This is a genomic window from Streptomyces sp. NPDC059256 (genome assembly GCF_042753785.1).
Taxonomy (GTDB): Bacteria; Actinomycetota; Actinomycetes; order Streptomycetales; family Streptomycetaceae; genus Streptomyces.
This window is the reverse complement of the sequence record NZ_JBHYZO010000001.1, coordinates 99,683-125,636: the sequence shown is the minus strand read 5'-3', so window position 1 is coordinate 125,636 and position 25,954 is coordinate 99,683. Positions and strand designations below refer to the sequence as shown.

Genomic DNA, 25,954 nt, shown 5'->3' with positions numbered 1-25,954 from the left:
ACGGACACCGGTGCGAGCCGGTGCCGACGACGGCGCGGGCACACATCCGGCCGGGCCGGATACTCTGGAGGGCGATTCCCACTGCCCCCGACTCTGAGGACCGACGAGCGCCGTGTTCGACACTCTTTCCGACCGCTTGGCGAATACCTTCAAAACCCTGAGGGGCAAGGGTCGCCTCAGCGAGGCGGACATCGACGGCGCGGCCCGGGAAATCCGTATCGCCCTGCTCGAAGCGGATGTCGCCCTCCCCGTCGTACGGGCCTTCATCGCGAGCGTCAAGGAGCGAGCCCGGGGCGCCGATGTCTCCAAGGCGCTCAACCCGAGCCAGCAGTTCATCAAGATCGTCAACCAGGAACTGGTCTCCATCCTGGGTGGCGAGACCCGTCGGCTGCGCTTCGCCAAGACCGCGCCGACGGTCATCATGCTCGCCGGTCTCCAGGGTGCGGGTAAGACCACCCTCGCCGGCAAGCTCGGCCGCTGGCTCAAGGAGCAGGGCCACTCCCCGCTGCTGGTCGCCTGTGACCTCCAGCGTCCGAACGCCGTCAACCAGCTCTCGGTCGTCGCCGAGCGCGCCGGTGTCGCCGTGTACGCGCCCGAGCCGGGCAACGGCGTCGGAGACCCCGTCCAGGTCGCCAAGGACTCCCTGGAGCACGCCCGGGCCAAGCAGTACGACGTGGTCGTCGTCGACACCGCCGGCCGGCTCGGCATCGACCAGGAGCTGATGCAGCAGGCCGCGGACATCCGCGACGCCGTCAGCCCCGACGAGATCCTCTTCGTCGTCGACGCGATGATCGGCCAGGACGCGGTCAACACCGCCGAGGCGTTCCGTGACGGCGTCGGCTTCGACGGCGTCGTCCTCTCCAAGCTCGACGGCGACGCCCGCGGTGGTGCGGCGCTCTCCATCGCGCACGTCACCGGCCGCCAGATCATGTTCGCCTCCAACGGCGAGAAGCTGGACGAGTTCGACGCGTTCCACCCCGACCGGATGGCGTCCCGCATCCTCGGCATGGGCGACGTACTGAGCCTGATCGAGCAGGCCGAGAGGACCTTCAGCCAGGAAGAGGCCGCCAAGATGGCCTCCAAACTGGCGAGCAGCAAGGGCAAGGACTTCACGCTCGACGACTTCCTGGCGCAGATGGAGCAGGTCAGGAAGATGGGCAGCATCAGCAAGCTGCTCGGGATGCTGCCCGGCATGGCCCAGATGAAGGACCAGATCAACAACATCGACGAGCGCGATGTCGACCGTACGGCCGCCATCATCAAGTCGATGACCCCGGGTGAGCGCCACGACCCGACCATCATCAACGGCTCGCGCCGGGCCCGGATCGCCAAGGGTTCGGGTGTCGAGGTCAGCGCCGTGAAGTCCCTCGTCGAGCGGTTCTTCGAGGCCCGCAAGATGATGTCGAGGATGGCGCAGGGCGGCGGGATGCCCGGGATGCCGGGCATCCCCGGCATGGGCGGCGGTGCGGGACGTCAGCGCAAGCAGCAGAAGCAGGCCAAGGGCAAGCGCCGCAGCGGCAACCCGATGAAGCGCAAGGCCGAGGAAGAGGCCGCAGCCGAGAAGCGGGAGCAGGCCGCACAGGGCGGCGCCTTCGGCCTTCCGGCCGCGGAGGACAAGAACTTCGAACTGCCGGACGAGTTCAAGAAGTTCATGGGCTGACCCGGTTCGACGCACCGGTCGACGGCTGACGACTGCGGCACCCGACTCCCTGCGAGCGGGTGCCGCAGTCGTCTCTGCGCCCGCTCCTCCGCGCCGGTATAGCAGCCGCGGCGTCCACCTTCGAGCCCCGCCGATGAGCGGCCCCCATCGCTGTACGATGCGCGCCATGGCCAAGGCACCCGTACTCACCCCGCAGTCGGACGACTTTCCCCGCTGGTACCAAGACCTCATCACCAAGGCCGAGTTGGCGGACAACGGCCCGGTACGCGGCACCATGGTCATCCGGCCGTACGGCTACGGCCTGTGGGAGCGGATGCAGCAGGAGTTGGACGCCCGGATCAAGGCCGCCGGTGCCCAGAACGCCTACTTCCCCCTCTTCATCCCGCAGTCCTATCTGACCCGGGAAGCCGAGCACGTCGAAGGCTTCGCACCCGAACTGGCGGTCGTCACCCACGGCGGCGGCAAGGAACTCGACGAACCCGTCGTGGTCCGCCCCACCTCCGAGACGATCATCAACGACTACTTCGCCAAGTGGGTGCAGAGCTACCGGGACCTGCCGCTGCTGATCAACCAGTGGGCCAACGTCGTGCGCTGGGAGATGCGTCCGCGCGTCTTCCTCCGTACGACCGAGTTCCTCTGGCAGGAGGGCCACACCGCGCACGCCACCCAGGAGGAGGCGCGCGACTACGCCGCCCACATCCACCGCGAGGTGTACGCGGACTTCATGGTCAACGTCCTCGGCATCGACGTGCTGCTCGGTCGCAAGACCCCCAGGGAGCGGTTCGCCGGAGCCATCAACACCCTCACCCTCGAAGGGATGATGGGCGACGGCAAGGCGCTCCAGATGGGCACGAGCCATGAACTCGGCACCAACTTCGCCCGTGCCTTCCACACCAGGTACCTCTCGAAGGAGGGCCAGCAGGAGTTCGTCTGGCAGACCTCGTGGGGCGCTTCCACCCGGATGATCGGTGGATTGATCATGTCCCACGGCGACGACGACGGACTGCGCGTACCGCCCCGGCTCGCGGCCGTTCAGGTCGTCGTCATGGCCATCAAGGGCGACGAGTCCGTCGCGGCGGTCCACGAGATCGGTGATCGGCTCCGGGCGGTCGGTGTGCGCGTCCAGGTCGACGACCGGATCGACACCCCCTTCGGCCGGCGCGCGGTGGACTGGGAGCTGAAGGGCGTACCCGTACGGGTCGAAGTGGGGCCGCGCGACCTGGCGGACGGGACCGCGATGCTCGTCCGCCGCATTGCGGGCGGCAAGGAGCCGGTGCACATCGACACCCTGGCGGCGCGCGTTCCCGCACTGCTCGATGAGGACCAGGCCGTATTGCTGCGGCAGTCGCGGGAGCGGAGGGAGTCCCGTACCAGCGACGTCACCGTGATCGAGGATGCGGCGCAGGCGGCCCTGGCCGGTGGTTGGGCGCGGATTCCCTGGTCGGTGCTGGGTCAGGACGGCGAGGCTGCCCTGGCCGAGCGGGGTGTGTCGGTGCGCTGTCTGATCACGGAGGACGGCTCGGTACCCGCCGAGGACGATGCCCCCGGCACCCTCGCCGTCGTGGGCCGGGCGTACTGATCGACCGTGTGCCCGGTTGGTTCCCGACCTCAGGGAGACGGTGCGGCTCCTTGAGGCTTCGGCCCCTTTCGGCCGTTCTTCGATGCGGGGCGAACCCGGGATCGGGGCAGCCCTGCTCGGTCCCGATCTCGCCGGGGACCCATGGACGGGGTGCTCCACCGGGGATGCGTCCATGATCAGCGAAAGGTGATCCGGGGCTGGGCCGCGTTCTCCGTGGCAGATCAGGGGCGGAGCAGCGGCGGGCCAGGGTGCTTCGCGGGGAGGCTTCGGCCTGGGTGCACGGCGGGGAACCGCCGGGCGCACCGCTCGCAGGGCCCGGGGGCGGTCACCGTTGTCTTTCGGGCCGGTGGAAAACCACCCCACCGGGATGCCCGTGCGCGGAAGATGTTCCTGTGCATCCCGGTGCACGCCCAAAATTCGTACGCCAGGACCAGTACATCCACGGAGGCACTACATGCCACCTTGGGGCGAGCTGTGCCGCTTCTCCGTAGATTCTGCTGACCCGCCCCGTCAGGACGCATCATCTCCAACTGACTGGTACGTGCAAAATATTTGAGATGCCCCGTAATGGAACCCGGGGGCCGTCAGGCTCGTTATCACGACGTGAGCACGACACCACCTGTTCTCGCCGCAGAGCTGGCACAGGCATGGGCCGATATTCAGCGGCACCACCCTGAACTGCCAGATCTCGCCGCGCCAGAGTCCCTGATCGGAGAGTCCTCGTCCGCTTGCGGCGCCGAACTCTCCTTCGAGCGACTGCTTCATGAAGCAGTCCACGGCATTGCCGCTGCGCGAGGCGTCCGTGACACCTCACGCGCCGGCCGCTATCACAACCGTCGTTTTCTCGCGATCGCCGAGGAGATGGGCCTCGACCACGCCGACGAGCCGCATCCCAGCAGTGGCTTCTCGCTGGTCGTGCTGAACCCCGAGGCCAAGCGCCGCTACCGCCCCACAATGGAGCGACTACAGCGTGCCCTGAAGGCGCACACGGTCGCCACGGCCTCCGACACCAAGCGCTCGTTCCGCGGCCCTGCGGCCCGGCACGGGTCGTCCGGTGGCGGTGTGCGGGTCAAGGCGGTCTGCGACTGCGGTCGCAACGTCCGTGTGGTGCCGTCGGTCCTCGCCCAGGCACCCATCGTGTGCGGAGGTTGCGGCAAGCCCTTCCGCATCCCCGAGCCGGTCGCCGCGGCGAGCTGACCTCGGTCCGGCCGCCCGACGGGGGCGGTGCAGGTCCGGGGGAAGCGCATATGCGACGTGTGGCACAATGAATAGCTGTACTCGACGGCCGACCAGGACCCCTCTCTCCTCCGGCTGACGCGTCCACCGGGCACCCGAGTGCCGCAACCCCACGTGGCATCTTGTTGTGCCCAACCACGTCAAGACCAGGAGACACCACTTCCGTGGCAGTCAAGATCAAGCTGAAGCGTCTGGGCAAGATCCGTTCGCCTCACTACCGCATCGTCGTCGCCGACTCCCGTACCCGCCGTGACGGCCGGGCCATCGAGGAGATCGGCCTGTACCACCCGGTGCAGAACCCCTCCCGCATCGAGGTCAACTCGGAGCGCGCGCAGTACTGGCTCTCCGTCGGCGCGCAGCCGACCGAGCCCGTCCTCGCGATCCTGAAGCTCACCGGTGACTGGCAGGCGCACAAGGGCCTCCCGGCCCCGGCGCCGCTGCTGGTGGCCGAGCCCAAGGCGAACAAGCGTGCCGCGTTCGACGAGTTCGCCAAGGCCCTTGAGGCCGGCGAGCCCAAGGGCGAGGCCATCACGCCGAAGGCGAAGAAGAGCGACAAGAAGGCGGACGAGGCGGCAGACACCTCTGCGTCCGCCGCTGAGTCGACTGAGGCCTGAGCATGCTCGAGGAGGCTCTTGAGCACCTCGTGAAGGGCATCGTCGACAACCCCGACGATGTGCAGGTCGCCTCGCGCAATCTGCGCCGCGGACGGGTGCTTGAGGTCCGGGTTCATCCCGATGATCTCGGTAAGGTGATCGGTCGCAACGGCCGTACCGCCCGTGCCCTCCGTACCGTCGTGGGCGCCATCGGCGGCCGTGGCATCCGTGTCGACCTCGTCGATGTGGACCAGGTCCGCTGATCCAGTGAAACACCGGCTCGGGCCGGGGATGGCCTCCTGGCCGTCCCCGGCCCGTAGTCGTACCGACCACCGTGGTCGTCCGGATCCGCGGTCGTCACCGACCGGACGCCGGTCAAATCGGCGTCCGGTGGCAGCGGTGGCTCATGCGTCGATGTCCGTTGACGTTCTCAGGGCCCGTGACAGGAGAGAGTGCGAAGTGCAGTTGGTAGTCGCCCGGATCGGCCGCGCCCATGGCATCAAGGGCGAGGTCACCGTCGATGTGCGCACGGACGAGCCGGAACAGCGGCTCGCCCCCGGGGCGGTACTGGCCACCGACCCGGCCGGCATCGGACCGCTGACGATCGAAACCGGCCGGGTGCACAGCGGCCGGCTGCTGCTGCGGTTCGCAGGCGTACGGGACCGCACCGGCGCCGAAGCCCTCCGGAACACCCTGCTGATCGCCGAGGTGGACCCCGAGGAGCAGCCCGACGACCCGGACGAGTACTACGACCACCAGCTCATCGACCTCGATGTGGTCACCGTCGACGGCGCCGAGGTCGGCCGGATCACGGAGATCAGCCATCTGGCCTCCCAGGATCTGCTGATCGTGGAGCGCGAGGACGGCAGCGAGACGATGATCCCCTTCGTGGAGGAGATCGTCGTCGAGATCGACCTCGAAGAGCAGCGCGCCGTGATCGACCCCCCGCCCGGGTTGATCGACGACCGTGCCGAGATCGCCTCCGCCCGTGACGCGGACTCGTCGCCGCGGCACCCGGGCGATGAGGCCGGTGGATCCCCCTCTTCCGACACCGGCCGCGCCCCCGAGGGCGATGCCTGATGCGGCTCGACGTCGTCACGATCTTCCCCGAGTACCTGGAACCCCTGAACGTCTCCCTCGTCGGCAAGGCCCGTGCCCGCGGACAGCTCGACGTGCGGGTGCACGATCTGCGCCAGTGGACCTTCGACCGGCACAACACCGTCGACGACACCCCCTACGGCGGCGGCCCGGGCATGGTGATGAAGACCGAGCCCTGGGGCCAGGCCCTGGACGAGGTACTGGCCGGCGGCTACGAATCCGGGGCACAGGGCCCCGTCCTGGTGGTTCCCACCCCCAGCGGGCGGCCGTTCACCCAGGAAGTCGCCGTCGAACTCTCCACCCGCCCTTGGCTGATCTTCACCCCGGCCCGCTACGAGGGAATCGACCGCAGGGTCATCGACGAGTACGCCACCCGGATGCCCGTGTACGAGGTCTCCATCGGCGACTACGTCCTCGCAGGGGGAGAAGCGGCCGTACTCGTGATGACCGAGGCGGTGGCCAGGCTGCTGCCGGGCGTCCTCGGCAATGCCGAGTCCCACCGCGACGACTCCTTCGCCCCCGGTGCCATGGCCAACCTGTTGGAAGGGCCCGTCTACACCAAGCCGCCGACCTGGCGGGGCCGTGCCATTCCGGACGTACTGGTCAGTGGGCACCATGGGAAGATCGCCCGCTGGCGGCGGGACGAGGCATTGCGCCGCACCGCCCTCAACCGGCCCGATCTGCTCGAACGCTGTGACCCGGCCGACTTCGACAAGAAGGACCGGGAGATCCTCTCCATCCTGGGCTGGGCCCCGGTGGCAGACGGCGGATTTTGGCGCAGGCCGGGAGCCGTGGAAGAATAGGCAGCTGCCGTACGTCCGGCGCGCGCCCCTGCCACAGGGGGACACGACGCCCGCTTCGACGCAGCGGTCCTCAGAATCTCATCCTCTCTCCCGCTGATGACCTGTGGCATCGCGAAGAAAGCAGACGAACATGTCGCACGTGCTCGACGTCGTCAACTCCGCCTCGCTGCGGACTGACGTCCCGGCATTCCGTCCCGGTGACACCGTGAACGTTCACGTTCGCGTCATCGAGGGCAACCGCTCCCGTATCCAGCAGTTCAAGGGTGTCGTCATTCGTCGCCAGGGCGCTGGCGTCAGCGAGACCTTCACCGTTCGCAAGGTCTCCTTCTCCGTCGGCGTTGAGCGCACCTTCCCGGTGCACAGCCCGATCTTCGAGAAGATCGAGCTGGTCACGCGCGGTGACGTCCGCCGCGCCAAGCTGTACTACCTCCGTGAGCTGCGCGGCAAGGCCGCGAAGATCAAGGAGAAGCGCGACAACTGAGCCGTCGCGCCTTTCGGGCGTCGACGGTAGCCGGGTCACCGCATCGCGGTGGCCCGGTTTTTGCGTTCCCGGGGCGACGGCACACCCTGGGTTGCTCGCCATCCGCCTCCACAGCGGGGCCGGATAGGCTTCGCCCTCGATGGACACCGAAGCGAAGCACACCGAGCGCGACCCCTCCCACGGCCCCGATGCGGGCGAGTCGTTGGAGGGGTCGTCGCACCCGGTGGGCGCGGAGGGGACACCGCAGGCAGCCGCCGATTCTGATCCCGATGGCGATGGCGCTACTGGTGTCGGAGCCGGTGCGGAACCGTCTTCTTGGGCGCGGTTCGCCGCGTTCTCCTGGCGCCGAGCCGCCCTGCTGGCCGTGGCTCTCATCAGTGTGGTGTTGCTTTTCAGCCACTTCGTCGCCCAGCCCTTCCAGATTCCCAGCGGGTCCATGACACCGACCCTCCGCCCTGGTGACCGAGTCCTCGCCAACAAGTTGGCGTACCGTTTCGGGGCGGAACCCAAGCGCGGAGATGTGATCGTCTTCGACGGTAGGGGCTCGTTTGTTCGGGAAGACTTGGAAGAGAATCCGGTCAGCGTCGCGGCACGGGGTGTGCTCACGGCGATCGGCCTCGCTGACCCGACCGACACGGACTACGTGAAGCGTGTGGTCGGTGTGGGTGGTGACCGGGTGGTCTGCTGTGACAAAGGGGGCAGGGTCCAGGTGAACGGCACGGCGGTTGATGAGGACTATCTGTATCCCGGCGATACGGCCTCCGAGGTCGCGTTCGACATCGTCGTCCCGGAGGGGACCCTCTGGGTCATGGGAGATCACCGGAGCGACTCCAGCGACTCCCGTGATCACCTCGGTAGCCCTGGTGGAGGCATGGTTCCGGTGGAGAAGGTCGTCGGGCGGGCGGACTGGATCATCTGGCCCATCGGGCACTGGACGTCCGTGGAACGGACCTCGGCCTTCGGTCGCGTTCCGGACTCCCCCTCGTCCCACAGGTCCACGAGCGACCGAGCGGCTGCGCCCGTCGGTTCGGGCCGGCCCGGCGGCATAGATGGGTAACCGAGGACGGCACGCTGCACCCAGGACCGATACCCGGCTCCCCACCGGGACACGATCGCCCGAGGACGGGAACAGGCAGTTGCCGGGACGCGCGGAGCGACGCAAACTGGCCAAGAAGGTGCGCCGCAAACGACGGCGCTCCGCCCTCCAGGAAATCCCGCTGCTCATCGTGGTGGCCCTGGTGATCGCCCTGGTCCTCAAGACCTTCCTGGTGCAGGCGTTCGTGATCCCCTCCGGTTCGATGGAACAGACGATCAAGATCCAGGACCGGGTGCTGGTGGACAAGCTCACCCCTTGGTTCGGATCCAAGCCCCGACGCGGCGACGTGGTCGTCTTCAAGGACCCGGGCGGTTGGCTCCGGGAACAGGACACCACCAGCAAGAAGAAGGACCCGATCGGGGTCAAACAGATCAAACAGGGGCTCACCTTCATCGGCCTGCTGCCATCGGACGAGGAGCAGGACCTGATCAAGCGGGTCGTCGGCATCGGCGGCGACACCGTGCTGTGTTGTGACGAGAAGGGCCGCGTCACCGTCAACGGCGTACCACTCGTGGAGCCGTACCTCAATCCGGGCAATGTGCCGTCGGCGCTGACCTTCGAAGTAAAGGTGCCGCCGGGACGCCTCTTCGTCATGGGCGACCACCGATCAAATTCGGCCGACTCGCGCGCCCACATGGATCGGGAGTACAGCGGCACGGTCTCCGAGAAGGAGGTGGTCGGCCGCGCCGTGGTGATCGCCTGGCCGGTCAAGCACTGGCGCAGGCTGGAAGAGCCCGATACCTACGCGTCCGTCCCCAACGCGACGGGTGGGGCGACGGCGGCGCTGCGTGAGTCGAATAGTGTGTCGTCCCAGGATCACAAGGGAATGGTCCCGCTCCCGCGCCCTGCGGAACTTCCGCTCGTTATGGGAGTAGTAGGTCTGCTCCTTCTTCGGGGTAGGCGGTCGGCAACGGAGTGAGGAGTGGATGTGGGGGACGTGGCGGTCGGCGCACGGTCCGGACACGAGCAGCCGGATGACAGGCCGGGGAGGCCCGCCGAGCCATCCCCGCCGGCGACGGGCGATCTGGACGGGGAGCCCTCGAAGGACGGTTCGTCCGGTTCGTTCGACGATCCCCCCGGTGATGTCGGGGGTGATGACCATGGAGGGAAGAAGCAGCGCTCCTTCTGGAAGGAACTGCCCCTCCTGGTCGGCATCGCGCTGATTCTCGCGCTGCTGATCAAGACCTTCCTGGTACAGGCGTTCTCGATTCCTTCGGACTCGATGCAGAACACCCTCCAGCGCGGTGACCGGGTGCTGGTGGACAAGCTCACCCCGTGGTTCGGCTCCGAGCCCGAGCGCGGTGAGGTCGTGGTCTTCCATGACCCCGGCAACTGGCTGGACGGCGAGGCGACGCCCGAGCCGAACGTATTGCAGAAGTTCCTCAGCTTCATCGGTCTGATGCCGTCGGCGGAGGAGAAGGACCTGATCAAGCGGACCATCGCCATCGAGGGCGACACGATCGAGTGTCGTAAGGGCGGACCGGTCAAGGTCAACGGCAAGGTGCTCGACGAGCCGTACATCTACCCCGGCAACACCGCCTGTGACGACCAGCCGTTCGGTCCGTTCAAGGTGCCGAAGGACCGGATCTGGGTGATGGGCGACCACCGCCAGAACTCCAAGGACTCCCGGTACCACATGGAGGACGTCAACGAGGGCTTCGTCCCCGTCGACAAGGTCGTCGGTCGGGCCGTGGTCGTGGCATGGCCGGTCAACCGCTGGGCGACGCTGCCCATCCCGTCCACCTTCGACCAGTCCGGTCTGAACGCCGCAGCGTCCGTCGCGGTCTCGTCCGCGCCGCTGGCGATGGGAGCCCTCGGTGCCGTGCCGATCGTGCTGTGGCGCAGGAAGCGGCTGACCGTCGGGTCCACCCCCCGATAGGGTTCCGTCCCAGTTCACGGATCGGCCAGTGACCGCCACGGGAAGCCCGTCTCCCCGCCGTTCGATGGTCGGTCGGGGTGAGGAGGGGCATGGGAACGATACAGACGGATGACGGCCGCGGCCGGCTCGGCCATGTGTTGTCGAGCGTGGCCGTGGCCGTCGGCTGTGTGCTCTTCCTCGGGGGCTTCGCCTGGGGCGCTGTCGTCTACCGGCCGTACACCGTGCCGACGGACTCCATGGCGCCCACGGTCGAGATCGGAGACCGGGTGCTCGCACAACGGATCGACGGTGACGAGGTTCGGCGCGGTGACATCGTCGTCTTCCGGGATGCCGGCTGGGGCGATCTGCCCATGGTCAAGAGGGTGGTCGCCGTCGGCGGTGACGAGGTCGCCTGCTGTGGCGACGGCCGGAAGCTCACCGTCAACGGCGTTGCGATCGAGGAACCGTATCTGCCTGACGCCGTCCCCGCATCGCCCGGCAACTTCACCGCCAAGGTGCCCGCGGGGCAGCTCTTCCTGCTGGGCGACGAGCGGATCGGTTCCCTGGACTCCCGTACCCACCTTGAGGACCCCGGACAGGGATCGGTCGCCCGCTCCGCAGTGGAGGCACGGCTGGACGCGGTCGCCTGGCCCCTGGACGGGGGAGTGTTGGAGCGACCGCAGAGCTTCGCACAGCTGCCGGGCGGGGTGTCACGACCCGGGCCGGTGAAGCTGATCGTGGGGTCGGTGCTGGTCGGGGCGGTGCTGATCTTCGGTGGGGCGGCCTGGGGGCCGTTGACGCGAGGACTCCTTGGACGTCGACGGGGGAGGGTGTCCGCGGATGCCGGATGACGAGACGCAGGAGTACCAGGAGTACCAGGAGTACCAGGAGTACGCGGAGCGACAACGCCGCCAGCCGCCGCCAGAGGGCGAAGTCGTGGCCGGATCGGGTGAGGAACCACAGGCGGGTGGCGCGAGGAACGGCGACACCAGCCGGGGCACCCCGGCGGGCGATGATCGCGAGAGCTCCGAGGCTGTTGCGGGCCGATCGGACGAGGCACTGACAGCAGCGGATGGATCCCTGACCTCGGGCGAACGCCTGAGGAAGGTGGCTCGTGTGGTCCTCCTCGACCCCCAGGACCGCATCTTGCTGATGCACGGCTGTGAGCCGGACGACCCCACCGACTCCTGGTGGTTCACTCCTGGGGGCGGACTGGAAGGCGATGAGACCCGTGAGGAGGCCGCACTGCGCGAACTGGCCGAGGAAACGGGGATCACGGATGTGCAGTGGGGGCCGGTGCTCTGGCAGCGGTACTGCTCCTTCCTCTTCGACGGCAGGCGGTGGGACCAGGACGAGTGGTACTTCTTGGCACGCACCACCCAGACCGTGACGGGCCCGCGCGCACTCACCGCACTGGAGCAGCGCAGCGTCACGGGTCTGAGGTGGTGGACCTCCGCCGAACTGTCCTCGACGCGTGAGACGGTGTACCCGACCAAGCTCGCCGAGCTGCTGCGCACGCTGCTCGCCGAGGGTCCTCCGAGCACGCCGGTCGTCCTGGCCCCCGAAATCGTCTAGGGGCCCGTGGGGCTGGCGCACAATAGGGGGACGTAAGGCTGAAGGGGAACATGCCATGAGCGCCGAGGACCTCGAAAAGTACGAGACCGAGATGGAGCTGAAGCTCTACCGGGAGTATCGAGACGTCGTCGGATTGTTCAAATACGTGATCGAGACCGAGCGTCGTTTCTATCTCACCAATGACTACGAGATGCAGGTGCACTCGGTCCAGGGTGAGGTGTTCTTCGAGGTGTCGATGGCGGACGCCTGGGTCTGGGACATGTACCGCCCTGCGAGATTCGTGAAGCAGGTCCGCGTCCTGACGTTCAAGGACGTGAACATCGAGGAGCTAAACAAGAGCGACCTCGAACTTCCGAGTGGCTGAGTTATCCACAATGGGTCGGTTGTCCACCAAGATCCACACCTAGGGGAGTGACCCGTCAGAGTCGGTGCCGGAGGTGGTGCCGACTATGAACGGTACGGGGGCACTGGGACGGTACGGCGAGGAGTTGGCGGCGCGGCTGCTGACCGAAGCCGGAATGACGGTGCTGGCGCGGAACTGGCGCTGTGGACGGGTCGGCGAGATCGACATCGTGGCCCACGACGGTGATGACCTGGTCATCTGTGAGGTGAAGACCCGCAGGCCCGGGCCTTTCGGGCAACCGCTGGCCGCGATCACTCCCACGAAGTCCGATCGGCTGAAACACCTCGCCGAGTGCTGGCTCCAGCAACAGGGGGGAGCCCCGCCCGGCGGGGTGCGGATCGATGTGGTTGCGGTGCTCGTGCCCCGAAGGGGAGCACCGCTGGTCGAACACGTCCGAGGGGTGGCCTGATGGCCTTCGCACGGGCCTGCTCCGTGGCGCTCGTGGGCGTCGAGGGCGTCTTGGTGGAGGTCCAGGCGGACTTGGAACGGGGAGTGCCGGCCTTCGCGCTGGTGGGGCTGCCCGACAAGAGCCTGGTGGAGAGCCGCGACCGGGTGCGCGCAGCCATGGTCAACTCGGGGGCTGAGTGGCCGCAGATGAAGCTGACGGTGGGTCTGAGCCCGGCATCCGTCCCCAAGGGAGGCAGCGGATTCGATCTGGCGATCGCCACGGCGGTGCTCGGGGCTTCGGGGCGCATCGACCCCGGTGCCATGGCCGATCTGGTGCTGATCGGCGAACTCGGTCTGGACGGCAGGGTCCGGCCGGTGCGTGGGGTGCTGCCCGCGGTGCTCGCGGCTGCCGCGGCGGGATACCGGCAGGTCGTCGTACCGGAGCAGACCGCCGGGGAAGCCGCGTTGGTGCCGGGCGTCTCCGTACTGGGCGTGCGGAGCCTGCGCCAGTTGATCGCCGTGCTCAACGATGAGCCGGTCCCGGACGAAGCCCCTGCGCCCGAAGGGAGCCCGGACAGTTCGCTGGCCGGACTGATGGTCCCCGGGGCGGGCCTGGGCACCGGGCTCGGGGCGTCTCCTGGCGGTTGCGCCGACCTCGCTGATGTGGCGGGGCAGCACATGGCGCGCACAGCGCTTGAGGTCGCCGCGGCGGGCGGGCACCATCTGATGCTCCATGGACCACCGGGCGCAGGGAAGACGATGCTTGCCGAGCGTTTGCCCGGAGTGCTGCCACCCCTGACCCAGGAGGAGGCGTTGGAGGTCACGGCGGTCCACTCGGTGGCGGGCATCCTGCCGCCCGATCAACCTCTGGTGCGCACCGCTCCCTACTGTGCGCCCCATCATTCGGCGACCATGCCCTCTCTCGTCGGCGGCGGGAATGGTCTTCCGAGGCCAGGCGCGGTTTCTCTGGCCCACCGCGGGGTCCTCTTCCTGGATGAGGCGCCCGAGTTCTCCGCCAAGTCGTTGGACGCACTGCGCCAGCCCCTGGAATCGGGCCATGTGGTGGTGGCGCGGAGCGGCGGGGTGGTGAGGCTTCCTGCCCGCTTCCTGCTCATCCTCGCCGCGAATCCCTGTCCCTGCGGGCGGCACGCGGTCAACGGGGCAGGGTGCGAGTGCCCCCCTTCGGTGGTTCGGCGCTATCAGGCTCGTCTGTCAGGGCCCCTGCTCGACCGCATCGACCTCCGGGTCGGAGTCGGCCCCGTCAGCCGAAGCGATCTTCTGGGGCCAGGAGGAGGCGGCGAGCCCACCGCGGCGGTCGCTGCCAGGGTCCTGGCAGCGAGGGGACGGGCCCGATCGCGGTTGACCGGTACCCCTTGGAGGGTGAACAGCGAAGTGCCCGGCTATGAGTTGCGGACGCGGTGGCGGGCCGGTCCAGGGGCGCTTTCCGCGGCCGAACGGGATATGGAGCGCGGTCTGCTCACGGCACGCGGGCTGGACCGGGTGCTGCGGGTGGCCTGGACGCTGGCGGACCTGGCAGATCGGGATCGGCCGGAGAAGACTGATGTCGATCTTGCGCTGGCCCTGCGCACCGGGGTGGCCCGAGGAACGCCACAACGGGTCGGCACCAGGGGTCGGTGAAGGCGGCCCCTGAGTGGGCGGGCATGCCCCGCTGGCTGTACGCCGAGATCCGGCGCTCTGGGCGTGCGACGGGCGGACGCCGAGGCTGCCGTGGCTGTTGCCTGTGCGCGAACTCGGGCCCTGCGACCACCGAGCGGGCTGGACTGCGGATGAGCGGTCCGGACGGCAGAGCTCAGGCCCAGGGGTGGCGGGCCGGCGAAAGGCCCAGCCCAGAGATCAGGACGTGCCAGGAGTACCGGGACCTGCCAGGAGGAGGGCCTGTGAGGAGTACCGGGGTGAGAGCGGATGACGTCAGGACCGGGGGAGGGGGCGATCAGCCTTGATGCGGGATGCGGGATGCGGGATGCGGGATGCGGGTGAGGCTGGCGGATGGGTGCCGGAGAAGCGGGGGCGCGGGCGGAACCACGGCGAGGCGGGTGGGAGGTCCGAACCGTGGGTGTGGTCCTCAACGGAGGAGGGCCGAGGAAGGTGAATGCGTCCTCCGCGGCGAACATGTGTGAACGAAGGGAGAGCAAGACGATGCCGGATGCGGACGACCCCGATCGGGTGGCACGAGCAGCCCTCACTCGTGTGATCGAGCCCGGAGATGAGCGGGGCGGTCGATGGCTCCGGGAGTTCGGAGCCCCCGAGCTCCTGGCGAGACTGGCCGGACCCGAGTCCGGCGCAGTGGAATTGACGGGAGCCACACCGCGCCGTCTGGCAGCACTCCGCGCAAGGGCACGGGAGGCCGCCCCGAGCCGTGACCTGGCCGCCATCGATGAAGCAGGCGGTCGTTTCATCTGCCCCGGTGACCAGGAGTGGCCGACACAGCTTGATGATCTCGGGGACGCCAGACCCCTGGGACTCTGGGTCCGGGGGCGCCCCGACCTGAGGGCCTGGGCGCTACGGTCGGTGGCGATCGTCGGGGCCAGAGCCTGCACCCCCTATGGCGCGCACATGGCGGCGGTGCTCGGCTCCGGGCTCGCCGAGCGCGGCTGGGTCGTGGTCTCGGGGGCTGCGTTCGGCGTGGACGGCGCAGCCCACCGAGGGGCACTGGGCGCGGACGGCGCCACCGTGGCCGTGCTCGCCTGCGGTGTGGACACGGTCTATCCGCGGGGTCATGCCGAGTTGATCGGGCGGATCGCCGAACAGGGCCTACTCGTGGGCGAGTTGCCGCCTGGCGATCACCCCACGCCCAGTCGGTTCATCTTGCGCAACCGCGTCATCGCGGCGCTCACTCGGGGCACGGTGGTGATCGAGGCACAGTACCGCAGCGGCTCCCTGGTCACGGCCCGCTGTGCTCAGCGATTGGGGCGCCACACGATGGGGATCCCCGGCCCGGCCACCAGCGGCCTCTCCGCAGGAGTCCATGAACTCCTGCGAGGTGAGGGCGTGCTGGTCACCGACGTCGATGAAATCGTCGAACTGGTGGGGGAGATGGGCGAGCTCGCACCGGCTCGACGCGGGCCCGTGCTTCCGCGGGATCTACTGGACGCGCTGAGCACCCGGGTGCTCGAAGCGGTTCCGGCGCGAGGGGCGGTTGACTGTGCGCGACTCGCCCGGATCGCGGGGACCGTGCCGGAAGAGACGCTCGGCAAGCTCTACGGGCTGCATGCGCTGGGCTTCGTCGAACGCCATGGCGACTACTGGCAGTTGACGGATCAAGCGATCCGCGGGTCGAACGCGCGGCGAGGCGGTTCTTGACCTGGGTCATTCGGGTGAAAAGGTGATGTCGAGGACCTTTTGCGGGCCCGTGGGTGGCGTCTGAGGGCCGGCGTGTGATGTCTCGGTGCCGGTTCGAGGTGTGGTCGACGGTGGATACCCCGTAGCGGGTCGTTCACCAGACCTTCGCCCACCGCGACCGTTCAGTCACGCTACGCTCACCCTCCTGGCCCAGACGCTCGTCGATCCCTCACCGACTCCCCTCACAGCAGAACGGCTCAAGGCAACGCCATGCCACAGCACACCTCCGGGTCTGACCGCGCGGCAGTACCCCGCGCTGCCCGTGGCGCCGTCCGGCCCCCCGCTCCCTCCTCTTTGGAGGAGCTGTGGCGGTCGTACAAGTCCACGGGGGACGAGCGGCTGCGTGAGCAGTTGATCCTGCACTACTCGCCACTGGTGAAATACGTCGCGGGCCGGGTCAGCGTCGGGCTGCCGTCCAATGTGGAGCAGGCGGATTTCGTCTCGTCCGGGGTCTTCGGGCTGATCGATGCGATCGAGAAGTTCGACATCGAGCGGTCCATCAAGTTCGAGACCTACGCCATCACCCGCATCCGAGGGGCGATGATCGACGAGCTTCGCGCTCTGGACTGGATCCCGCGGTCGGTCCGACAGAAGGCGCGAGCCGTGGAACGCGCCTACGCCACCTTGGAAGCCCAGCTCAGACGGACCCCTTCGGAGCTTGAGGTGGCTTCGGAGATGGGTATCGCAGTTGAGGAACTGCACGCCGTTTTCAGCCAATTGTCTTTGGCGAACGTCGTCGCACTCGAAGAGCTTCTGCATGTCGGCGGCGAGGGCGGCGACCGGCTCAGTCTGATGGACACCCTGGAGGACACGGCCGCTGACAACCCCGTCGAGGTCGCCGAAGACCGTGAACTGCGCCGTCTGCTCGCCCGTGCCATCAACACCCTCCCCGAGCGGGAGAAGACCGTGGTGACCCTCTACTACTACGAGGGCCTCACCCTCGCCGAGATCGGAAACGTCCTCGGTGTGACCGAGAGCAGGGTCAGTCAGATCCACACCAAATCGGTCCTTCAGCTGCGGGCCAAGCTCGCCGACGTGGGCCGTTGAACGCTGAATCGTGCCTGCCTCTTGCGCGATATCCGTAAAGTGGAGACGTGCCCAGGATTCGAGCGGCCTCCGTGGCCGAGCACCGGACCATGCAGCGCGACGCTCTGCTCGACGCCGCGCGTTCCCTCCTGTCCGAAGGCGGTACGGAGGCGCTGACCTTCCCCGCCCTCGCCGAGCGCACGGGCCTCGCCCGCTCCTCGGTGTACGAGTACTTCCGCTCCCGAGCCGCGGTCGTCGAGGAACTGTGCGCCGTCGACTTCCCCGTCTGGGCCGCCGAGGTCGAGGGCGCAATGGCCCGTGCCGACACGGCCGAAGGGAAGATCGAGGCGTATGTGCGCCAGCAGCTCACCCTCGTGGGTGACCGGCGACACCGCGCGGTCGTCGCCATTTCCGCCAGCGAGCTTGATGCCGGCGCCCGGGAGAAGATCCGTGCCGCGCACGGAGGCTTGATCACGATGATCGGCGAGGCGCTCGGTGAACTCGGGCACCGTCAGCCCCGTCTTGCGGCGATGCTGCTCCAGGGAGTGGTCGACGCGGCGGTGCGGCGCATCGAGTTGGGTGCTGCCGAGGAACCGGACGTCATTGCGAATGCCGCCGTCTCCATGGCCCTCCGCGGCGTCCAGACGTGATGGTTTTCTGACCTGACCTGACCTGACCTGACCTGACCTGACCTGACCTGACCTGACCTGACCTGACCTGACCTGTGCCGTTCCGGCTCAAGCCAGATCTGCCGTCGTCGAGAGCTGACCGTGCCAGGGCGCTGCTCGCCGTGTCGCTTCGCGCCCGGCTTGTTCGTGAGCAGGCGCCGCCCGTGCCGGGGCACCCGTAGTTGATTCCACTACCGCGGTCCGCGTGATGGTTGGCGCTCGCGGACCCGATGGGTCGAAAGCCCGCCCTGCGGCCCCTTCGCTCGCTGGCGCCCTGGTCGCGATGTCGTCGTCCCCTTGTCGGGCGGTACTGAGGGAGGCGGCGTACGACCCCGTACAGGGCCAGGACGGCGCCACTGAGCACCAGCTCTCCGGGTGACAGGAGGGAAGGCAGGAGGGAAGAGTCGTGCCGTGGATGCCGTGGATGCCGTGGATGCGGTGGACGTGTGAAGTGTGCGGGGAGGGGGACGTTCGCGCCGAGCGGTGGCGTGCCGATGACGGGGAGCAGCCGAGGGCCTGCGTGCCCGAGCAGTTGCGGCGGCAGCAGACTCAGAGGATCCAGATACTGGAGTCCGCGACGCAGACCCCAGTGCAGACAACCCGTCCGACAGTGGGATCCCCCGGTGGCCACCCGGCCCACCGGTTGACCGGCCGACACCTCGGCGCCCACCGGCAGCAACGCGTCGACCGGCTCATACGTGGTGCGCAGCGGAGTGCCTGTCGACTCCGCCTCGGTCAGGCTGATCGACAGCACTCCCCGGCCCGCCACCCGGCCGGCGAACACGATCCGGCCGGCCGCTGCCGCCCGCACCACCGTTCCCGGCGCTGCCGAAAGATCCACCCCCCGGTGGCCCGGCCCGTACGGAGAGGTAGGCGGCTCCCAGCCCCGCACCACCAGGGGTCGCGGCGGACCCACCGGCCAGCTCCGGGTGGTTGAGGCGCCGCCCGGGCGCACCCCGGTGGTGACACCCTGCTGACCGCCCTGCCGACGACCCTGCTCGCCGTCCTGCCGTCGACCTTGTTCGCCCCCCTTCTCGCCGCCCTGCTTGCCGCCCTGTTCTGCGTCCGCCACGGGGGCTGTGCGGGCGATGTCGACGGCTCCGACCTGCGAGGACGACCACGGGTCGACCAGGAGCACTACGGCCGAGACGGTCAGGAGCAGCAGGACGAACAGACGCCGGTTCATGGCCAAGACCGTCTCGCACAAAGCCCCCATCAAGTGGATCATGGGCGGCATTTGTGGAGTACCCGTCGGTTGTGGACAACGACGTCACCCGGCACCGTACGGGTCCCGTACACTTCTATCGGCGACCCGGGTCACCGGGTCGACTTCGCACGCCCCGCCACCATTCACCTCTCAAGGTTTCGGTGGCCGCGCTCCTCGGTCCCTGTGGCACGGCGCGTCGGGGCGTCAGGACACAACCGAGAATCAAGGAGATACGGCCATGGCCGTCGTCACGATGCGGGAGCTGCTGGAAAGCGGCGTCCACTTCGGTCACCAGACCCGTCGCTGGAACCCGAAGATGAAGCGCTTCATCTTCACCGAGCGCAACGGCATCTACATCATCGACCTGCTCCAGTCGCTGTCGTACATCGACCGCGCCTACGAGTTCGTCAAGGAGACCGTCGCCCACGGCGGCTCCATCATGTTCGTCGGCACCAAGAAGCAGGCCCAGGAGGCGATCGCCGAGCAGGCGACCCGCGTGGGCATGCCGTACGTCAACCAGCGTTGGCTGGGTGGCATGCTGACCAACTTCTCCACGGTCTACAAGCGGCTCCAGCGCCTCAAGGAGCTTGAGCAGATCGACTTCGACGATGTGGCCGCGTCCGGCCTCACCAAGAAGGAGCTGCTGGTTCTCTCCCGCGAGAAGGCCAAGCTGGAGAAGACCCTGGGCGGCATCCGCGAGATGCAGAAGGTGCCCAGCGCCGTCTGGATCGTCGACACCAAGAAGGAGCACATCGCCGTCGGTGAGGCGCGCAAGCTCCACATCCCGGTCGTCGCGATCCTCGACACCAACTGCGACCCCGACGAGGTCGACTACAAGATCCCGGGCAACGACGACGCGATCCGCTCCGTCACCCTGCTCACCCGCGTGATCGCCGACGCCGTCGCCGAGGGCCTCATCGCCCGTTCCGGTGTCGCGACCGGTGACTCCAAGCCGGGCGACAAGGCCGTCGGCGAGCCGCTCGCCGAGTGGGAGCGCGACCTGCTTGAGGGCGACAAGAAGTCCGACGACGCCGAGAAGCCGGCTGAGGCCGCCGCCGAGACCCCGGCTGCCGCCGAGGGCGAGGCCGCTGCGGACGAGGCCCCGGCCGCTGAGGCCGAGGCTGACGCTCCGGTCGCCGAGGCTCCGGCCGCGGACGCCGAGCAGCAGGGCTGATCGCCGTACAGCTTCGGTAGGTGAGACGGCGGGGGACGGTGCCAGGTGCACCGGCCCCCGCCGTACACCCGTAGATCTTCGACGGATCGTCGCTAGATCTTCGGCAGATCTTCGACTTTTGACTTTCGAGAAGAGACTCAAGGACATGGCGAACTACACCGCCGCTGACATCAAGAAGCTCCGTGAGCTGACCGGCGCCGGCATGATGGACTGCAAGAAGGCGCTGGACGAGGCCGAGGGCAGTGTCGACAAGGCCGTCGAGCTGCTCCGCGTCAAGGGGCAGAAGGGCGTCGCCAAGCGCGAGAGCCGCAGCGCTGAGAACGGCGCCGTCGTCTCCCTCATCTCCGAGGACCAGACCTCCGGCGTACTGCTTGAGCTGAAGTGCGAGACGGACTTCGTCGCCAAGGGTGACAAGTTCCAGACCGTCGCCAACACGCTCGCCGCGCACGTCGCCGCGACCTCCCCGGCTGACCTCGACGCCCTGCTCGCCTCCGAGATCGAGGCCGGCAAGACCGTTCAGGCGTACGTCGACGAGGCCAACGCCAACCTCGGTGAGAAGATCGTCCTCGACCGTTTCGCGCAGTTCACCGGCGCGTACGTGGGCGTCTACATGCACCGCACCATGCCCGACCTTCCGCCGCAGGTCGGCGTGCTGGTCGAGCTGGACAAGGCCGGTGACGAGGCCGCCGTCGTCGCCAAGGACGTCGCGCAGCACATCGCCGCCTTCTCGCCCAAGTACCTCAGCCGTGACGAGGTCCCGGCCGACGTCGTCGAGAACGAGCGTCGCGTCGCCGAGGCCACCTCGCGTGAGGAGGGCAAGCCCGAGGCCGCCCTCCCGAAGATCGTCGAGGGTCGGGTCAACGGCTTCTTCAAGGAGGTCACCCTTCTTGAGCAGCCGTTCGCCAAGGACAACAAGAAGTCCGTCCAGAAGATCCTGGACGAGGCCGGTGTCACGCTGAAGCGCTTCGTCCGCATTCGCGTCGGCGCCTGAGCAGACGGCGAGTACGCGATCGGTCCGGGAGCCCGCTAGGGTTTCTTACGCAGTCATCGGCCGCGATTGTCATGCGGCAGTGCTGCGCCGAGGCGCCGGACGACCGCAGATCTGACGAGGAGGCCATTGCCGACAGGGACACCAGCACCCAGGCGGCAATGGCCTTCTTCGTATGTGCACGAGGAGATCTCCATGAACAAGGGCGCGGACGCCAACCAGGCTCCCGGCGACAACAGCGATCACGACGGGAATCACGAAGTGAACAAGGCCGGACGCTTCATGCTGAAGCTCTCCGGTGAAGCGTTCTCGGGCGGCGGGGGGCTCGGTGTCGACCCCGACGTCGTCCACGCCATCGCCCGCGAGATCGCCGCGGTCGTCCGTGACGGTGCCCAGATCGCCATCGTGATCGGTGGCGGCAACTTCTTCCGCGGCGCCGAACTCCAGGTGCGCGGTATGGACCGGGCCCGTTCCGACTACATGGGCATGCTCGGCACCGTGATGAACTGCCTCGCCCTCCAGGACTTCCTGGAGAAGGAGGGCATCGACTCACGGGTCCAGACCGCGATCACCATGGGCCAGGTCGCAGAGCCGTACATCCCGCTGCGGGCCGTGCGCCACTTGGAGAAGGGCCGTGTCGTGATCTTCGGCGCCGGTATGGGAATGCCGTACTTCTCCACGGACACCACCGCAGCCCAGCGTGCTCTGGAGATCGACGCCGAAGCCCTGCTGATGGGGAAGAACGGTGTCGACGGGGTCTACGACTCCGACCCCAAGGCCAACCCCGACGCGGTGAAGTTCGACGCGCTGGAGTACGGCGAGGTGATCACCCGCGACCTCAAGGTCGCCGACGCCACCGCCATCACGCTCTGCCGCGACAACTCCCTCCCCATCCTGGTCTTCGAACTGCGCACCGAGGGCAATATCGCGCGAGCCGTCCGGGGTGAGAAGATCGGCACCCTGGTGAGCGATCGGGGCACCCGAGCCTGATCCGGGGGTGTCCGGGGACGACCGGCCGTGGCCGTCCGGGGATAGACAAAGCCCTGCCGGTCGGACACCGTGCAGGGGATAGACGCGAGACAGGTTCCGCCCGCCCGAAATTCCGTACGCCGGGCCTACTCAAGACACGCAGGAGCACGTGGTGATCGAAGAGACCCTCCTCGAAGCCGAGGAGAAGATGGAGAAGGCCGTCGTGGTCGCCAAGGAGGACTTCGCGGCGATCCGTACCGGCCGGGCGCACCCGGCGATGTTCAACAAGATCGTGGCCGACTACTACGGTGCACTGACCCCGATCAACCAACTGGCCTCGTTCTCGGTGCCGGAGCCGCGCATGGCGGTGGTGACCCCGTTCGACAAGAGCGCGCTGCGCAACATCGAGCAGGCGATCCGTGACTCGGACCTCGGGGTCAACCCGAGCAACGACGGCAACATCATCCGTGTGGTGTTCCCGGAGCTGACCGAGGAGCGCCGCCGCGACTACATCAAGGTCGCCAAGAGCAAGGCCGAGGACTCGAAGATCTCGATCCGCTCCGTGCGCCGCAAGGCCAAGGAAGCCATCGACAAGCTCGTCAAGGACGGCGAGGTCGGCGAGGACGAGGGGCGCCGCGGGGAGAAGGAGCTCGACGACACCACCGCCAAGCACGTGGCCCAGGTGGACGAGCTGCTGAAGCACAAGGAAGCCGAGCTGCTCGAAGTCTGATGAATGACTCTTCCTGGGGGGCCCCGGCGGGGGCCAGTTACGTCGGGCAGTGGCCGCCGTCCGACCAGGGCCCTGCCTCGGCGGGTCCTACATACGATGAGCGTGACGCACAGCAGACTCGGCCCATGCCCATCGTGCCGGACTTTCCCGATGCAGGTAGAGACGCCGAAAACCCCGACGAATCCGACGATCACGCATCCCGCGATGAGCGCGACCAGAGGGCCGCTCGGCTGAGTGGCCCTCTGTTCCGCGAGGAGAAGCCGCAGGAGCCCATGCCCATTCCGCCGCCCGAGTCGGTGCCCGAGGGACCGCGCGCACAGCGTGCGGGTCGTCAGGCCGCTCGGGAGAAGAAGCGGGCCGGCCGTGACCTACGGGCGGCCATAGGGGTCGGGCTTGCGCTCGGCGGTGTGATCGTGGCTTCGCTCTTCGTCGTCAAGGCAGTGTTCGTCGGGGTGGTCGTGGTCGCCGTGGTGGTCGGGCTCTGGGAGCTGACCACCCGCCTGGACGAGCGCAAGCAGATCAAGGCGCCGCTCGTACCGCTCGCGATCGGTGGGGCGGCGATGGTCGTGGCCGGCTATGTGCGCGGCGCGGAAGGTGCCTGGGTCGCCATGGCGCTCACGGCGCTCGCCGTCCTCGTCTGGCGGATGACCGAGCCGCCCGATGGCTACCTCAAGGACGTGACGGCGGGTGTGTTCGCCGCCTTCTACGTTCCCTTCCTGGCGACGTTCGTCGCCCTGATGCTCACTGCCGACGACGGCGCCAAGCGGGTGCTGACCTTCCTGGTGCTCACCATCGTCAGCGACACCGGGGCGTACGCCGTGGGCTGGCGGTTCGGCAAGAACAAGCTCGCGCCGCGCATCAGCCCCGGCAAGACCCGCGAGGGCCTGCTGGGCGCGGTCGGCTTCGCGATGGTGGCCGGTGCACTGTGTATGCAGTTCCTGGTCGACGGCGGTGCCTGGTGGCAGGGGCTGCTGCTGGGGCTTGCGGTCGCGGTCAGTGCCACCCTCGGCGATCTCGGTGAGTCCATGATCAAGAGGGACCTCGGCATCAAGGACATGGGCACGCTCCTGCCGGGGCACGGCGGGATCATGGACCGGCTCGATTCCCTGTTGCCGACGGCTCCGGTGGTGTGGCTGCTGCTGGTCCTGTTCGTCGGCTCGGGCTGAGCTGCGGCTGAGTTTTTGGGGTTCGGTGAGCGCCCCAGGCCACGGGACGGGTCGTACGGCAACGCCGACGGCCTCGGCTCGTGGCCGCTGTGTTTCACCCGGCGGCCGGGTCAGTGGGCGGTTCGCGGTGACGGCGGTCATATCCGCTGTCGCTGACCGCACGGGCTGCCCTCGACCGCAGCGGCTGACGGCGGGCCTGGGCCCGTGGCCAGCCGGTATTCGGTGCGCGTGTGCCTCCGTCGTCCGGACCGTTCCTCGATCGGGAGCGGTCCGAACGGGGGATGGAGCGGTCGGATCTCTGACGGCGAAGCGGTCGTCGGCGTACCCGTTACCCTGGAAGGGCGTGCCGCTCAAGCAGCGGCGCGCCCTTTCGGCCCCGCAGCCCCGGGGCGCCCCGCCGCGGCCCCAGGGTCCACCGGCACCACACCGTCGTCGGCTCCGCCCCCAGCGGAGGCTGCCCGGTCTCGTCTCACTGAGGAGTTACCGCTCATGGCCCCCGCCCCGGGAGAGCTCACTTTCGTCGCACCTCGCGGAGCCAAGAAGCCCCCGCGGCACCTCGCCGACCTCTCGCCCGCCGAGCGGAAGGAAGCCGTCGCGGCCATCGGTGAGAAGCCGTTCCGTGCCAAGCAGCTCTCGCAGCACTACTTCGCCCGGTACGCGCACGACCCGGCCCAATGGACCGACATCCCCGCCGCCGCGCGGGAGAAGCTCGCCGCCGAACTGCTGCCCGATCTGATGTCCGTGGTGCGACACATCTCCTGTGACGAGGACACCACCCGCAAGACCCTGTGGCGGCTGCACGACGGGACCTTGGTGGAGTCCGTCCTGATGCGCTATCCGGACCGGGTGACCATGTGCATCTCGTCACAGGCCGGCTGCGGGATGAACTGTCCCTTCTGTGCCACCGGACAGGCCGGTCTGGACCGCAATCTGTCCACCGCCGAGATCGTCCACCAGATCGTCGACGGCATGCGCGCCCTGCGCGACGGGGAAGTCCCCGGTGGTCCCGCACGGCTGTCCAACATCGTTTTCATGGGGATGGGCGAACCACTCGCCAACTACAAGCGGGTCGTGGGTGCCATCCGCCGTCTCACCGACCCGGAGCCCGACGGGCTGGGCATCTCCCAGCGCGGGATCACCGTGTCGACCGTCGGCCTGGTGCCGGCCATGCTGCGCTTCGCCGACGAGGGCTTCAAATGCCGCCTCGCGGTATCGCTGCACGCCCCCGATGACGAACTGCGCGACACCCTCGTCCCCGTCAACACCCGCTGGAACGTCCGCGAGGTCCTCGACGCAGCGTGGGAGTACGCCGAGAAGTCCGGCCGCCGGGTGTCCATCGAGTACGCGCTGATCCGGGACATCAACGACCAGGCGTGGCGCGGTGACCTCCTGGGGCGTCTGCTGAAGAACAAGCGGGTCCATGTCAATCTCATCCCGCTGAATCCGACCCCCGGCTCCAAGTGGACCGCGTCGCGGCCCGAGGACGAGAGGGCCTTCGTCAATGCGATCGCCGCACACGGGGTCCCCGTCACCGTCCGGGACACCCGGGGGCAGGAGATCGACGGCGCGTGCGGCCAGCTCGCCGCCTCCGAGCGCTGAACAATCCTGCGGGAGGACACGCTCTCCGTCGGCTCCTTTCACCGACTCCGTCCGTCGGCATCCTTCCTCGGCCGTGGGACCCCTGCCGCCGAGGGGTGTGGACCTTGTAGGGTGTGCCTCGTACATCTGCATATATCCGACAGGGGAGCGCCACAGCGCTGAGAGTGCGGTTTGAGAAGACCGCAGACCCTCTGAACCTCGCCCAGGTCATTCTGGGTAGGGAGTTCGGACACCACTCAAGCTGTTGCGCCCTGCCCGGAATCCTCGTGCGCGAGGACCGGGCGGGGCCGCGTCTCTT

Annotated in this window: 25 protein-coding genes, 1 pseudogene and 1 riboswitch; of the genes and pseudogenes, 25 read left to right on the top strand and 1 reads right to left on the bottom strand. The window is 68.2% G+C overall.

All coding sequences use genetic code 11. The features are described from left to right. The first annotated feature begins 112 nt into the window (after positions 1–112). The 19 genes and pseudogenes from ffh to ACFXJL_RS00445 all read left to right on the top strand — a co-directional run bounded on the left by ffh (position 113) and on the right by ACFXJL_RS00445 (position 17,805). A complete protein-coding gene (ffh, locus tag ACFXJL_RS00535) occupies positions 113–1,660 on the top strand; it encodes a signal recognition particle protein (RefSeq protein ID WP_384688056.1) in 1,548 nt (515 codons plus the stop codon). Positions 1,661–1,826: 166 nt separating this feature from the next. Continuing rightward, positions 1,827–3,239, top strand: a complete 1,413-nt coding sequence (gene proS, locus ACFXJL_RS00530) for a proline--tRNA ligase (protein ID WP_384688053.1) — start codon at positions 1,827–1,829, stop codon at positions 3,237–3,239. A gap of 603 nt (positions 3,240–3,842) precedes the next feature. After that, positions 3,843–4,436, top strand: a complete 594-nt coding sequence (locus ACFXJL_RS00525) for a hypothetical protein (RefSeq protein ID WP_329023736.1) — start codon at positions 3,843–3,845, stop codon at positions 4,434–4,436. A 203-nt stretch (positions 4,437–4,639) separates the two neighbouring features. Beyond that, positions 4,640–5,089, top strand: coding sequence for a 30S ribosomal protein S16 (gene rpsP, locus ACFXJL_RS00520; protein ID WP_358878704.1), 450 nt, complete (start codon positions 4,640–4,642; stop codon positions 5,087–5,089). Between the two features lie 2 nt (positions 5,090–5,091). After that, the gene (locus tag ACFXJL_RS00515) at positions 5,092–5,331 is read left to right on the top strand and encodes an RNA-binding protein (protein ID WP_005311361.1); all 240 of its coding nucleotides are present in this window, start codon (positions 5,092–5,094) and stop codon (positions 5,329–5,331) included. Between the two features lie 196 nt (positions 5,332–5,527). Beyond that, on the top strand, positions 5,528–6,148 hold the full coding sequence (rimM, locus tag ACFXJL_RS00510; RefSeq protein ID WP_358878703.1) for a ribosome maturation factor RimM: 621 nt from the start codon (positions 5,528–5,530) through the stop codon (positions 6,146–6,148). Next, complete coding sequence (gene trmD / locus ACFXJL_RS00505) at positions 6,148–6,969, top strand: tRNA (guanosine(37)-N1)-methyltransferase TrmD (protein ID WP_384688050.1); 822 nt, start codon at positions 6,148–6,150, stop codon at positions 6,967–6,969. The genes rimM and trmD overlap by 1 nt, the downstream gene beginning before the upstream one ends. Positions 6,970–7,099: 130 nt before the next feature. Beyond that, entirely contained in the window at positions 7,100–7,450 is a 351-nt protein-coding gene (rplS, locus tag ACFXJL_RS00500; protein WP_329023743.1) for a 50S ribosomal protein L19, read from the top strand. 139 nt (positions 7,451–7,589) lie between these two features. Next, positions 7,590–8,507: a signal peptidase I gene (lepB, locus tag ACFXJL_RS00495; protein WP_384639883.1), complete on the top strand. Its 918-nt coding sequence runs from the start codon at positions 7,590–7,592 to the stop codon at positions 8,505–8,507. Continuing rightward, positions 8,500–9,524 (top strand): annotated as a pseudogene (lepB, locus tag ACFXJL_RS00490) (signal peptidase I). The gene lepB (ACFXJL_RS00495) and the pseudogene lepB (ACFXJL_RS00490) overlap by 8 nt, the downstream one beginning before the upstream one ends. Next, a complete protein-coding gene (lepB, locus tag ACFXJL_RS00485; RefSeq protein ID WP_358878749.1) occupies positions 9,484–10,425 on the top strand; it encodes a signal peptidase I in 942 nt (313 codons plus the stop codon). Before lepB (ACFXJL_RS00490) ends, lepB (ACFXJL_RS00485) begins: the two are co-directional and overlap by 41 nt. A gap of 89 nt (positions 10,426–10,514) precedes the next feature. Beyond that, positions 10,515–11,255: a signal peptidase I gene (gene lepB / locus ACFXJL_RS00480; RefSeq protein ID WP_384688047.1), complete on the top strand. Its 741-nt coding sequence runs from the start codon at positions 10,515–10,517 to the stop codon at positions 11,253–11,255. 229 nt (positions 11,256–11,484) lie between these two features. Further along, a complete protein-coding gene (locus tag ACFXJL_RS00475) occupies positions 11,485–11,979 on the top strand; it encodes an NUDIX hydrolase (RefSeq protein WP_358878748.1) in 495 nt (164 codons plus the stop codon). 55 nt (positions 11,980–12,034) lie between these two features. Continuing rightward, the gene (locus ACFXJL_RS00470; RefSeq protein ID WP_003993268.1) at positions 12,035–12,343 is read left to right on the top strand and encodes a DUF2469 domain-containing protein; all 309 of its coding nucleotides are present in this window, start codon (positions 12,035–12,037) and stop codon (positions 12,341–12,343) included. Positions 12,344–12,428: 85 nt separating this feature from the next. Further along, the gene (locus ACFXJL_RS00465; protein WP_358878699.1) at positions 12,429–12,791 is read left to right on the top strand and encodes a YraN family protein; all 363 of its coding nucleotides are present in this window, start codon (positions 12,429–12,431) and stop codon (positions 12,789–12,791) included. Continuing rightward, complete coding sequence (locus ACFXJL_RS00460; RefSeq protein ID WP_384688045.1) at positions 12,791–14,407, top strand: YifB family Mg chelatase-like AAA ATPase; 1,617 nt, start codon at positions 12,791–12,793, stop codon at positions 14,405–14,407. The genes ACFXJL_RS00465 and ACFXJL_RS00460 overlap by 1 nt, the downstream gene beginning before the upstream one ends. Before the next feature lie 492 nt (positions 14,408–14,899). Continuing rightward, entirely contained in the window at positions 14,900–16,090 is a 1,191-nt protein-coding gene (gene dprA / locus ACFXJL_RS00455; RefSeq protein ID WP_384689081.1) for a DNA-processing protein DprA, read from the top strand. A 249-nt stretch (positions 16,091–16,339) separates the two neighbouring features. Continuing rightward, positions 16,340–17,176, top strand: coding sequence for an RNA polymerase sigma factor WhiG (whiG, locus tag ACFXJL_RS00450; RefSeq protein ID WP_329023755.1), 837 nt, complete (start codon positions 16,340–16,342; stop codon positions 17,174–17,176). 71 nt (positions 17,177–17,247) lie between these two features. After that, positions 17,248–17,805 (top strand): helix-turn-helix domain-containing protein, encoded by a 558-nt coding sequence (locus tag ACFXJL_RS00445; protein WP_329027819.1) that lies wholly within the window; start codon positions 17,248–17,250, stop codon positions 17,803–17,805. Here ACFXJL_RS00445 and ACFXJL_RS00440 read toward each other — a convergent pair. Continuing rightward, complete coding sequence (locus ACFXJL_RS00440; protein WP_384688043.1) at positions 17,756–19,009, bottom strand: peptidoglycan DD-metalloendopeptidase family protein; 1,254 nt, start codon at positions 19,007–19,009, stop codon at positions 17,756–17,758. The two genes, ACFXJL_RS00445 and ACFXJL_RS00440, sit on opposite strands and share 50 nt — an antisense overlap. A gap of 259 nt (positions 19,010–19,268) precedes the next feature. Here ACFXJL_RS00440 and rpsB point away from each other — a divergent pair, with 259 nt between their 5' ends. The 6 genes from rpsB (at position 19,269) to rlmN (ending at position 25,656) form a co-directional block, all read left to right on the top strand. Continuing rightward, on the top strand, positions 19,269–20,204 hold the full coding sequence (rpsB, locus tag ACFXJL_RS00435; protein ID WP_358878697.1) for a 30S ribosomal protein S2: 936 nt from the start codon (positions 19,269–19,271) through the stop codon (positions 20,202–20,204). 145 nt (positions 20,205–20,349) lie between these two features. Further along, the gene (tsf, locus tag ACFXJL_RS00430) at positions 20,350–21,195 is read left to right on the top strand and encodes a translation elongation factor Ts (protein WP_358878696.1); all 846 of its coding nucleotides are present in this window, start codon (positions 20,350–20,352) and stop codon (positions 21,193–21,195) included. Between the two features lie 192 nt (positions 21,196–21,387). Then, positions 21,388–22,182: a UMP kinase gene (pyrH, locus tag ACFXJL_RS00425; RefSeq protein ID WP_358878695.1), complete on the top strand. Its 795-nt coding sequence runs from the start codon at positions 21,388–21,390 to the stop codon at positions 22,180–22,182. Between the two features lie 151 nt (positions 22,183–22,333). Beyond that, positions 22,334–22,891, top strand: coding sequence for a ribosome recycling factor (gene frr / locus ACFXJL_RS00420; protein ID WP_329023762.1), 558 nt, complete (start codon positions 22,334–22,336; stop codon positions 22,889–22,891). Then, positions 22,891–24,057: a phosphatidate cytidylyltransferase gene (locus tag ACFXJL_RS00415; RefSeq protein ID WP_358878694.1), complete on the top strand. Its 1,167-nt coding sequence runs from the start codon at positions 22,891–22,893 to the stop codon at positions 24,055–24,057. The genes frr and ACFXJL_RS00415 overlap by 1 nt, the downstream gene beginning before the upstream one ends. Before the next feature lie 489 nt (positions 24,058–24,546). Continuing rightward, positions 24,547–25,656: a 23S rRNA (adenine(2503)-C(2))-methyltransferase RlmN gene (gene rlmN, locus ACFXJL_RS00410; protein ID WP_358878693.1), complete on the top strand. Its 1,110-nt coding sequence runs from the start codon at positions 24,547–24,549 to the stop codon at positions 25,654–25,656. A gap of 131 nt (positions 25,657–25,787) precedes the next feature. After that, a riboswitch (TPP riboswitch) is annotated at positions 25,788–25,897 on the top strand. Positions 25,898–25,954: the final 57 nt, after the last annotated feature.

Coding starts and splice junctions, on each gene's coding strand:
- rpsB (WP_358878697.1), top strand. CDS start 19,269: ATGGCCGTCGTCACGATGCGGGAGCTGCTGGAAAGCGGCGTCCACTTC.
- trmD (WP_384688050.1), top strand. CDS start 6,148: ATGCGGCTCGACGTCGTCACGATCTTCCCCGAGTACCTGGAACCCCTG.
- pyrH (WP_358878695.1), top strand. CDS start 21,388: ATGAACAAGGGCGCGGACGCCAACCAGGCTCCCGGCGACAACAGCGAT.
- tsf (WP_358878696.1), top strand. CDS start 20,350: ATGGCGAACTACACCGCCGCTGACATCAAGAAGCTCCGTGAGCTGACC.
- rlmN (WP_358878693.1), top strand. CDS start 24,547: ATGGCCCCCGCCCCGGGAGAGCTCACTTTCGTCGCACCTCGCGGAGCC.
- lepB (WP_384688047.1), top strand. CDS start 10,515: ATGGGAACGATACAGACGGATGACGGCCGCGGCCGGCTCGGCCATGTG.
- ACFXJL_RS00470 (WP_003993268.1), top strand. CDS start 12,035: ATGAGCGCCGAGGACCTCGAAAAGTACGAGACCGAGATGGAGCTGAAG.
- ACFXJL_RS00465 (WP_358878699.1), top strand. CDS start 12,429: ATGAACGGTACGGGGGCACTGGGACGGTACGGCGAGGAGTTGGCGGCG.
- ACFXJL_RS00440 (WP_384688043.1), bottom strand. CDS start 19,009: ATGAACCGGCGTCTGTTCGTCCTGCTGCTCCTGACCGTCTCGGCCGTA.
- rplS (WP_329023743.1), top strand. CDS start 7,100: ATGTCGCACGTGCTCGACGTCGTCAACTCCGCCTCGCTGCGGACTGAC.
- whiG (WP_329023755.1), top strand. CDS start 16,340: ATGCCACAGCACACCTCCGGGTCTGACCGCGCGGCAGTACCCCGCGCT.
- lepB (WP_384639883.1), top strand. CDS start 7,590: ATGGACACCGAAGCGAAGCACACCGAGCGCGACCCCTCCCACGGCCCC.
- ACFXJL_RS00515 (WP_005311361.1), top strand. CDS start 5,092: ATGCTCGAGGAGGCTCTTGAGCACCTCGTGAAGGGCATCGTCGACAAC.
- ACFXJL_RS00415 (WP_358878694.1), top strand. CDS start 22,891: ATGAATGACTCTTCCTGGGGGGCCCCGGCGGGGGCCAGTTACGTCGGG.
- ACFXJL_RS00460 (WP_384688045.1), top strand. CDS start 12,791: ATGGCCTTCGCACGGGCCTGCTCCGTGGCGCTCGTGGGCGTCGAGGGC.
- proS (WP_384688053.1), top strand. CDS start 1,827: ATGGCCAAGGCACCCGTACTCACCCCGCAGTCGGACGACTTTCCCCGC.
- dprA (WP_384689081.1), top strand. CDS start 14,900: ATGTGTGAACGAAGGGAGAGCAAGACGATGCCGGATGCGGACGACCCC.